This is a genomic window from Spirillospora sp. NPDC046719, from assembly GCF_040645715.1.
Taxonomy (GTDB): Bacteria; Actinomycetota; Actinomycetes; order Streptosporangiales; family Streptosporangiaceae; genus Spirillospora.
Genome location: NZ_JBEYYT010000575.1, coordinates 1 through 5,049 on the forward strand (window position 1 = coordinate 1; position 5,049 = coordinate 5,049).

Below are 5,049 nucleotides of genomic sequence, written 5' to 3' on the forward strand. Positions count from 1 at the left end.
GTCCTCGGCGGCGGATGGCGGGCGGTGCTGCGCTACGACCCGGCGGAGGCGGCGGGCCAGGGCGACCACGTCGTCACCGGGCATGTGCGGTTCGAGCGCCGGGACCGCCGGCACTGGAGCCGCGCGGGGCTCGCCGACGCGCCGCCGCTGGTGTTCAGCGAGGCGATGCGCGACGTCGGCCTGTTCGTGGACGCGGCGTCGATCGCCGCGGACCCGGACTGGCCGGACGGCGAGGACCGCCACCACCTGCACTACCGGCGGGAGGCGGCGTTCGGGCGGCCGGGCGCGGCGGCGGAGGCGCGGCGGGCGGCGCTGGAGCGGATCCTGCCGCGCACGAGGATCGCCGACCGGTGCGCGCTGGGCGACCGGTTCCTCGACGTCCGGGGCGAGCTGCGCACCTACCGGATCCATCTCGGCACCGCGCACGTGCGGATGGAGCCGGAGGGGACGCTGCTGCGGGTCGTGCCGTCGCGCCGCAAGGGGCAGTCCGGGCTGTTCCTGCCGTTCGAGGACGAGCGGCTGTCGCTGATCCTCACCAAGGCGGTGCTGCTCGCCGCCGACCACAAGATCGCGGACGAGCCGCTGCTGCGGCGGATCAGGACGGGGCTCTGATGGACGGCCCGGCGGCGCGGATGCTGCGCGCCATGACCGACCCGGCGCCGGAGGACGCGGAGTACCACGGCTGGTACGCCGACGTCTCCCGGGTCTCCGACGAGGATCTCGGCACGCTGCTGCCCGCCGCGTACGCGGCGGTGGGGAAGGCGCCCGTGTCGACGAGCGTCCGGTTCGCGGTCGAGGGCGAGGGCCGGGAGCGGCAGCCGAGGTACACCCCGGACGCGTGCCGCCGGATGTTCGACGCGCTCGTCCAGGGCCTGGAGCAGCGCAAATGGGCGGACGTGCGGCTCGGTGCCGGGGCGCTGCTGCGCTGCACCGGGCCGTGGCCGGACGTCGCCGGTCAGGCGCGCACCCTCGTCCGGTTCCTCCTGGACGAGGGGCGGCTCGACCAGCCGTACGCGCTGCTGGCGGTCGCCGGTCTCGCCGGACCCGGCCTGCTGCGCGAGGTCGCGGAACGGCTGGCGGACGGCGGCGGCCCGATCGCGCGCGACGAGATCGACGTCATCGCGGGGCTCGGCGCGGAGGAGCGCGTGGTCGTCGCCGAGTTCACCGCCGACGACTCCTACACCGGCCCGCCGCAGGCGGAGGACGCCGCCGGGAGAGCGGCCGGGATCCCCGCCTACGCCGCGTTCGCGCGCCGCGCGCTGGAGGCGGCGGCCGAGCGGGCCCGCGCCATCCAGGACGGGACCGTCCCCTACCGGGCCGACAAGGCGTTCGCGTCCGGCGAGGTGAAGGCGCTCGGGCACGCCGCCCGGATCGCGCTGCTGCGGGACGAGCCGTGGCTGCCCGCGCTGCTCGCCCGCCTGCTGCCGGACGTGTCCGTCGCGCCGACGCGGGCGAAGACGCTGCCGTCGCAGGCGCTGCTGTACGAGATCGTCCGCGCCGCGCAGGACTTCCCGATCCCCGAGCTCGTCACCACGATCCGGACGGTCCGGGGCTCCGTCCGGCACGCCGGGGTGCCCAAGCAGCTCGACAAGATGCTGAAGAGGGTCGAGGCGGCGCTGGCGGAGCGGGCGGACGTCGCGCTCCGCCTCCCGGACCTCGGCTTCGGCCCCGACTGCGCGTACCGCCGCGACCTCGGCGCGCACACCGCCGTCATCACCGCCGGCGAGAAGGCCGTGCTGGTCTTCGAGAAGGACGGCAAGGCGCTGAAGGGCGTCCCCGCGGCCGTCCGCCGCGACCACAAGGCCGAGGTCAAGGAGCTGCGTGAGCTCGCCAAGCGGGTCGACGCGCACCTGACGACCCTCGTCCGGGCGCTGGAGGCCGGGTACACGGCCGGTGCCGTCCACGGGTTCGGCCGGTGGCGCGACGGTCTGGCCCGGCACCCGGTCGCGGGCCCGACCGTCCGGCGGCTGATCTGGGAGATCGAGGAGGCGCCGGGGGAGTGGCGGGCGGTGCTGCCCGAGACGGGCGGCGTCCCGGACGCGCCGGACGCGGCGGGCGTCCGGCTGTGGCACCCGCTCCGCTCCGCCCCGGACGAGGTGCGCGCCTGGCGCGACCTGCTCGTCGAGCGGCGGATCCGGCAGCCCTTCAAGCAGGCGTTCCGCGAGGTGTACCTGCTCACGCCCGCCGAGGAGCGGACGGGCGCGTACTCCCACCGGTTCGCCGCGCATCTCGTCCACTACCGCAGGATGTTCGCGCTGTTCCGGGCGCGCGGCTGGACGAGCCGCCTGCTCGGCCCGTGGGACGGCGGCTACGAGGACGAGGCGGTGCGGGTGCTCGGCGCGGGGGAGTGGCGGGCGCGGTTCGCGCACGTCCTCGCCGACTGGCAGGACGAGCTGGTGCTGGCCGGCACCGACCGGGTGTCGTTCGAGCGCCGGGTCGACGGCGCGTGGCGTGAGGCGCTCCTGCCGGCGGTCCCGCCGCTGGTGTTCAGCGAGGCGATGCGGGACGTGGACCTGTTCGTCGGCGTCACCTCGATCGCCGCCGACCCGGAGTGGAGCGGCGACGGCGAGCCGCGCCGGTACTGGGAGCGGTCCGGGTTCGGGGAGCTGACCGAGAGCGCCGCCGCCCGCCGCGACGCGCTGGAGCGCATCCTGCCCCGCACGAGGATCGCCGGCCGCTGCTCCCTGGACGGCCGGTTCCTGGTCGTCCGCGGCGACCTGCGCACCTACAGGATCCACCTGGGGTCGGCGAACATCCTCATGGAGCCGGACGACGCCTACCTGTGCATCGTCCCGGGCGGCCGCACGGCCGGCGGCACGGTGTTCCTGCCGTTCGAGGACGGCCGGCTGTCGCTGATCCTCAGCAAGGCGTTCCTGCTCGCCGACGACGGCGGCATCACCGACGAGTCCATCCTCGCCCAGATCAAGGGAGGCGCCCGATGACCGCCGTGACGTTCCGCGACGAGACCGCGACCGGCACGCCCGTCGCCGCGTTCGAGGTCGGCGGGCTGCCCGCGCGGATGACCGTCCGCGAGCTGATCCGGCTCCGGGTCCGCGAGGAGGTCGCCCGGTTCAACGCCCGGCCGTCCACCCGGTTCCACGGCCTGGTCCGCCCGGACGACGCCGAGACCGAGCTGAACGGCTACCGGATGCGGGACCGCCGCCCCATCGACTGGGAGCGGCAGGCGGAGATCGCCGAGCGGGCGTTCCTCGGCAACGGGTTCTTCGTGCTGGCCGGGGACCGCCAGGTCGAGGACCTGGATGAGGAGATCGACCTCACCGGCGACCCCGACCTGGTGTTCATCAAGCTCGTCCCGCTGGTCGGCGGCTGACCCGCCCGGCTCCGCCGTCCGGGGGCGTCAGAGGCAGGGTCGCCCGGGGGGCGTCAGAGCAGGCCGAGCTCGTGGGCGCGCAGCCCCGCCTGGAACCGGGACCCGGCGTCCAGCAAGGTGAGGATCTCGGCGACGCGGCGCCGGTAGGTGCGCAGCGACATGCCGAGCTGCCGGGCGGCGGCCTCGTCCTTCAGCCCGCCGGCGAGCAGCCGCAGGATCCGCCGGCTCTCCTCGCTCAGCGCGGGCGGCCGCTCGCGCCGGTAGTCGGCGAGGTCGGCGGAGGTCTCCCAGGTCGCCCAGAACAGCGACACCACGCCCTTCACCACGCTCGGCGACCGGACGACGGTGTACTCGCGCACCCCGTTCTCCGGCGGCCCGGCGAGGATCGCGGTCCGGCGGTCCACGATGATGGTCTCGTGCGGCAGCGGCGTCGTGCAGATCCGCACGCTCGCGCCGCCCTTGGCGATCTCCACGAGCCGCCGCTCGGACTCCTCGTCGGCGAGCGCGGCCGGGTTGTGCAGCTTGTAGGCGGCGGGCCGGGGCACCAGCCTCCGCCGGTCGGCGGCGATCCGCTCCCGGATCTCCGGCATGGCCCAGGTGCGCATGTCCGTCGCCGCGCACGCGAACTCCTCGCGCGCCAGGAACAGCCGCCACGCCCGCTCGAGCAGCTCCCGCTCGCCGCGCAGGATCACGTTCTGGTCCAGGTCGACTGTCATCACCCGCCAGTCTGCCACGCGGGCGGGACGGGGTGGCAGCAAGATGCCAGCGGCTCGTCCGGGCGGGACCGGCGCAGCACAGTGGGACGCATGACGACACCGATCACCCGTGACGGCCACTTCGACCTCGGCGGCGACCTGCGGATCTCCCGGATGGGCTTCGGCGCGATGCGGCTGCCGGCGAGCACCCGCGGCGGCGCCCCCAACGACCGGGACACCTCCCTTCAGGTGCTGCGCCGCGCCGTCGAGCTCGGCGCCGACCACATCGACACCGCCGCGTTCTACTTCCACCCGTCCGGCCTCGCCGCGAACGAGATGATCCGCAGCGCCCTGTCGCCCTACCCGGACGGCCTGGTCATCGCCACGAAGGTCGGCCCCTACCGGGCGCCGGACGACCCGTACCCGAGCGGCCAGCTCCCCGCGTCCGGGCTGCGCGCCGAGGTCGAGCGCAACCTGCGCGAGCTGGGCCGCGACAGCCTCGACCTGGTCTACCTGCGCCCCGGCGGCCTGGAGACGCCGCTGGACGAGCCGATCGGGGAGCGGTTCGAGGTCCTCGCCGGGCTCCGCGAGGAGGGCCTCATCCGGCACCTCGGGCTCAGCCACGTCAGCGCGGCCCAGCTCGCCGAGGCCCGGGCGATCGCGCCGGTCGCCGCCGTCCAGAACAGGTTCGACATCACCCGGCCCGCGGACACCGAGCTGCTCGCGATCTGCGAGCGCGACGGCATCGGCTACGCCCCGTACTTCCCGCTCGGCGGGTTCGGCATCCCCGACGACGACCGCGTGAAGGCCGTCGCGGCGCGCCACGGCGCCACCGTCCCGCAGGTGCTGCTCGCGGGGCTGCTCGCGCTCTCCCCGGTGATGCTGGCGATCCCCGGCACCGGCTCACCGGCGCACGTGGAGGAGAACATGGCCGCCGCGCGGCTCGAGCTCACCGCCGCCGACCTCGCCGAACTGCGCGCCTAGCCCCTGCCCGCGACGCGCGCGCCCGCGCCGGCCGCGCCC

General features: G+C 75.6%; 5 protein-coding genes. 4 read left to right on the forward strand and 1 reads right to left on the reverse strand.

Translation table 11 applies throughout. The features are described 5' to 3' along the window. The 3 genes from ABZ914_RS46335 to ABZ914_RS46345 form a co-directional block, all read left to right on the forward strand. On the forward strand, window positions 1-612 hold a 612-nt coding region (locus tag ABZ914_RS46335; RefSeq protein WP_500201032.1), incomplete at its 5' end, for a DUF7737 domain-containing protein. Further along, on the forward strand, window positions 612-2,942 hold the full coding sequence (locus ABZ914_RS46340; protein ID WP_500201033.1) for a DUF4132 domain-containing protein: 2,331 nt from the start codon (window positions 612-614) through the stop codon (window positions 2,940-2,942). The genes ABZ914_RS46335 and ABZ914_RS46340, both read left to right, overlap by 1 nt. After that, window positions 2,939-3,331 (forward strand): hypothetical protein, encoded by a 393-nt coding sequence (locus ABZ914_RS46345; protein WP_500201034.1) that lies wholly within the window; start codon window positions 2,939-2,941, stop codon window positions 3,329-3,331. Before ABZ914_RS46340 ends, ABZ914_RS46345 begins: the two co-directional genes overlap by 4 nt. Window positions 3,332-3,384: 53 nt before the next feature. Here the strand turns inward: ABZ914_RS46345 and ABZ914_RS46350 are convergent, their stop codons facing one another. Next, window positions 3,385-4,047 (reverse strand): helix-turn-helix domain-containing protein, encoded by a 663-nt coding sequence (locus ABZ914_RS46350; protein WP_190863583.1) that lies wholly within the window; start codon window positions 4,045-4,047, stop codon window positions 3,385-3,387. 90 nt (window positions 4,048-4,137) lie between these two features. On the opposite strand from ABZ914_RS46350, the gene ABZ914_RS46355 reads away from it, so the two are divergent. Further along, complete coding sequence (locus tag ABZ914_RS46355; protein WP_500201035.1) at window positions 4,138-5,010, forward strand: aldo/keto reductase; 873 nt, start codon at window positions 4,138-4,140, stop codon at window positions 5,008-5,010. Window positions 5,011-5,049 lie beyond the last annotated feature (39 nt).